Genomic DNA, 3,706 nt, shown 5'->3' on the forward strand with positions numbered 1-3,706 from the left:
GCCCCCTCACCGACGCCCTGTCCGGGTTGGACGACGCCGCCGGTGCGGCCCTGGCCGACGCTGTCGATTCGGGCGACACCGCAAGGATCTATCGACAGTTATTGGCCGCCTTGGGCGATGGTGGGCGGTGGGTGTGGGTGATCGAGGACGCGCATTGGGGCGACGGCGCCACCCTGGACATGATCAGGTTCTTGGCGCGTCGCATCGGCGCTCTGCGATTGCTGCTGGTGATCTCGTTCCGCGACGACGAGCTGGGGCCGGCTCATCCGCTGGCGGTGACCCTGGGCGACCTGGTGAACTGTTCGAACGTGAGCCGAATTGAGTTGTCGGCGTTGAGCTTGAGCGCGGTGGCGACGCTGGCCGCCGGTAGCGGTGTCAACGCAGCGCAGCTGTATCAGGTCAGCGGCGGCAACGCCTTCTTCGTCACCGAGGTGCTGGCGGCGGGACCGAACGCGCTGATCCGGAAAACCTTGCCGCGCAGCATCTCCGAAGCGGTGTGCGGCCGGCTGGCCCGGCTGTCGGCCAAGGGGCGAGAGATCGCGAACACGGTCGCGGTGTGCGGACCGCGCGCCGATGTCGCCCTGCTGGACAGGATATGCCCCGAAGCCCGCACGGCACTGCACGAGTGTCTGGGAGCCGGTGTGCTGATCGCCGACGGAGACCTGGTCGGCTTCCGCCACGAGCTTGCCCGTCGTGCCACCCGAGCGCAGATCGCGGACTTCGATCGCATCGAGTTGCACCGGCGGGCGCTGGCCGCGCTGATCGAACTGCCCGATGATCCGAACACGTTGGCGGCATTGGCATTTCACGCTGACGAGGCCGGCGAAAGTAATGCCGCTGTCCGCTACGGCGTCGCCGCGGCAGAGCGGGCGGCATCGCTGGGCGCCAACCGGGAGGCGGCGAGCCTGTATGCGCTCGCATTGCGTCATGCCGATGCCGTCGGCGACGACGAACGCGTCGTCTGGCTGGAGCGGCACGCCTTCACCTGTTACCTGAGCGGGGAGGCTGAACCGGCGGTCGGGTCATTGCGGGAGGCGATCACGCTGCGCCGCAAGCTCGCTGACCACCTTGCCGAGGGCGACGACCTTCGCTGGCTGTCGCGTCTGCTGCAGCCGCTGGGACGTGCGGCCGAAGCCATCGACGCCGCGCGTGCGTCGTTACGGCTGCTGGAAGAACTCGGCCCGTCGCCGCAACTGGCCTGGTCGCTGATCAATATGGCGCACATCTGCGCGCTCGCCCTGGATCCGGCGTGCGCGGAGTATGCGGCCCGGGCCCACGCGCTCGGTCGCGAATTGCACGATGCAGGAGTCGATATCAGGGCTCGCGGCTACACCGCGCTGACCACCGTGTTCAGCACCGGTACCGGTTGGGGCGAGTTGGAGACGGTGTGGCGTGAAGCGCTGGCGGCCCCGGGGCTCGAGGAACATGCCGCGGTTCTGGCTGTGCTGATCTACTGGTATGCCGTGTTGCGTTGCGAATTGGGCCGCGCCGACGCCTATCTCGCCGACGCGCTGAAGTTCTGCGACGATCGCGACCTCGGCATGTTCAGCTCACTGCTGAACGCCGCGGCCACGCTGGCCGCCCTGCATCGTGGCGACTGGGACGCTGCCGCCAACGACGCCGAGCAGATCCTGACCCGACCCGAACTCAGCCCGCAGCATCGGGTGCTGCCGTCGGTGACGCTGGCCCTGCTGCGGGCGCGGCGTGGGCAGCCGCCGGCAGCCCCGTTTGCGGTCGAAGCCGACAATGGCGCTCAGCCCGGTGAACTGGTCCACCTCGGAGTCGTGTGGGCGGCGCGCGCCGAGGTGGCCTGGCTGGCCGGTGACGACGAGCGGGCAATTGCCGAAGCCCGCGCCGGCATGGCGATGTCGCGTCAGCACCCCGACCCGTGGCTGAACGGTAGTCTGCGCCGCTGGATTCGCTTGGCGGGCGGCGCAATTGACGTTGGCCGCGACGGTCCGCTGACCCCGTTTGACCTCGAGATCGACGGGCAGTGGCGCGAGGCCGCCGACGAATGGGCCCACCGCGGCTGCCCCTACGAGGCGGCACTGGCCGAACTCGGCGGTGACGTGTCGGCGGTGACGTCGGCGCTGGAGACCTTCCGTCGGCTCGGCGCCAAGGCCGCCACCCGTCGCGCGCAGCAACGGCTGGCCGCGCTGCGCGAGCGGGCACCCCGGACCCGGCAGGCGGACAAGGCGGCCGACCCGCACGCGCTCACCGGGCGGCAACGCCAGGTCTTCGATCTGCTGGCTGCCGGGCTGAGCAACCCCGAGATCGCCGCCGAATTGCACATCAGCCCGAAAACGGTTGGGCATCATGTCGAGGCGATTCTGGCCAAGTTAGGCGTGCAGAACCGCACCCAGGCCGTCGCCTACGCGCTGCAGCACCAGGTCGCGCCCTCGGACTAGTTACGCCGTTGCGCCGGCTGCGGTTCCGCTGAGCGCTGCGCTCTCGACGCTGAGCAGGCTTTCGGCTTCATGCTCCGCCCGGTAGGCCTTGCCGCCGCCGTTGAGCCCGAACAACCGCTTGCTCCACAGCAGCCAGATCACTGCGACAATGTTGACCACCAACGCGAAAAGCCTTAGCGCCGTGATCTTTTCGGTCAGCTCGTAGATTTCCAGCGGCAGGAAGACGCTGGTGGCGATCACCGCGAAGTACTCACCCCAGCGTTGCATCAGCCACAGCCCGACCGCTTCGATGAGCTCGATCAGCGCGTACCCGGCGAGCGCGATCGCGATCCACTGCAGGGTCGACGACGACAAGGCGAAGGCATGGGTGATCTCGTGAACGAGCTTCGAGTGCTCCGGATCCCAGCCGACCTGATCTGCCAGCGGCTTCAGCAGCGGCATGTCCTTGTTCAAGACGTGCTGCCAGTGTTCACGTGATCCGCTGAACTTCACCACGCCCGCGGCCACCAGAAGAAAGATGATTGCGCGGAAGGCGCGTTCGATGGCGAGCGCCCGCATCAGGGTTCGGTCTCGCAGGAACCGGCCACGCGGTATCTCCGGTGCGGTGTTCGCCGGTCCGCTGCCCCGCGGCGGGCCGACGACGAAAGTCTCGCAACGCAGGCAGCGCCAGGCCTCGCCGGCCGGTGTGTCGGCCGTCAGCCGCTCACGGAGCTTCGGCTCCTCGGGAGCGAATGTCGCGTGCCCACGTAACCCGCACGAGCGCAGAGCAAAATCCACCATGGGTGCACGCTACAGCGGTGTGGCCCACCGTCGGCCTCAGTCGAGATGCGCGTTCCAGGTTGTCGGCAGCATCGGCACGGTCGAGTCGCCGCCGAACCGGTCGCTCGTCAACGTGGCCAGCCCGGACGGGTCACCGCCACCCGCTCTGGCAGCACTGCCGGGGAAACCGAGGGGTCCGGAACCGTCATCCGAGGCCGTCACCGCCGGCTCTGGCTCCAGATCCATGTATTCGTGGCCGCGGCCGACCATCGTGGCCTTGGTCCGCCGTCGGCGCTGAACGGGCTGGGGTTCGTCGAGAGCCGGTGCGGCCACTACGCTTTCGGCGCCGGCCGCCGCCGCCCTCGTGGCCCGCTTGCTGGTGGCGGCGGCCTGCTGGGCGGCCAGGCCCAGATCGCCGACCATGTACATGTACGCCGGCATCGTCACCACCGGTGGTCCGGCCGGTGTCGGCGGCGGGGCAGCAGGCGCGGGTGCCACAGCGGGGGCGTGGGCAACCGCCACCGGGGCGGGTGTCGGTG

At 69.1% G+C, this 3,706-nt stretch carries 2 protein-coding genes and 1 pseudogene; 1 reads left to right on the forward strand and 2 read right to left on the reverse strand.

Features of this window, described 5'->3' with window-relative positions; all coding sequences use genetic code 11:
- Positions 1-2,408, forward strand: a 2,408-nt coding sequence (locus A5658_RS29040) for a LuxR C-terminal-related transcriptional regulator (RefSeq protein WP_067342662.1), incomplete at its 5' end; no start/stop codon positions are given.
- On the opposite strand, the gene A5658_RS27115 is transcribed toward A5658_RS29040, so the two are convergent.
- On the reverse strand, positions 2,409-3,188 hold the full coding sequence (locus A5658_RS27115; protein WP_067342664.1) for a DUF2127 domain-containing protein: 780 nt from the start codon (positions 3,186-3,188) through the stop codon (positions 2,409-2,411).
- Between the two features lie 36 nt (positions 3,189-3,224).
- A pseudogene (locus tag A5658_RS27120) lies at positions 3,225-3,706 on the reverse strand (hypothetical protein); the annotation flags it as partial.

The sequence above is a fragment of the Mycobacterium sp. 1245111.1 genome (assembly GCF_001673405.1).
Taxonomy (GTDB): domain Bacteria; phylum Actinomycetota; class Actinomycetes; order Mycobacteriales; family Mycobacteriaceae; genus Mycobacterium.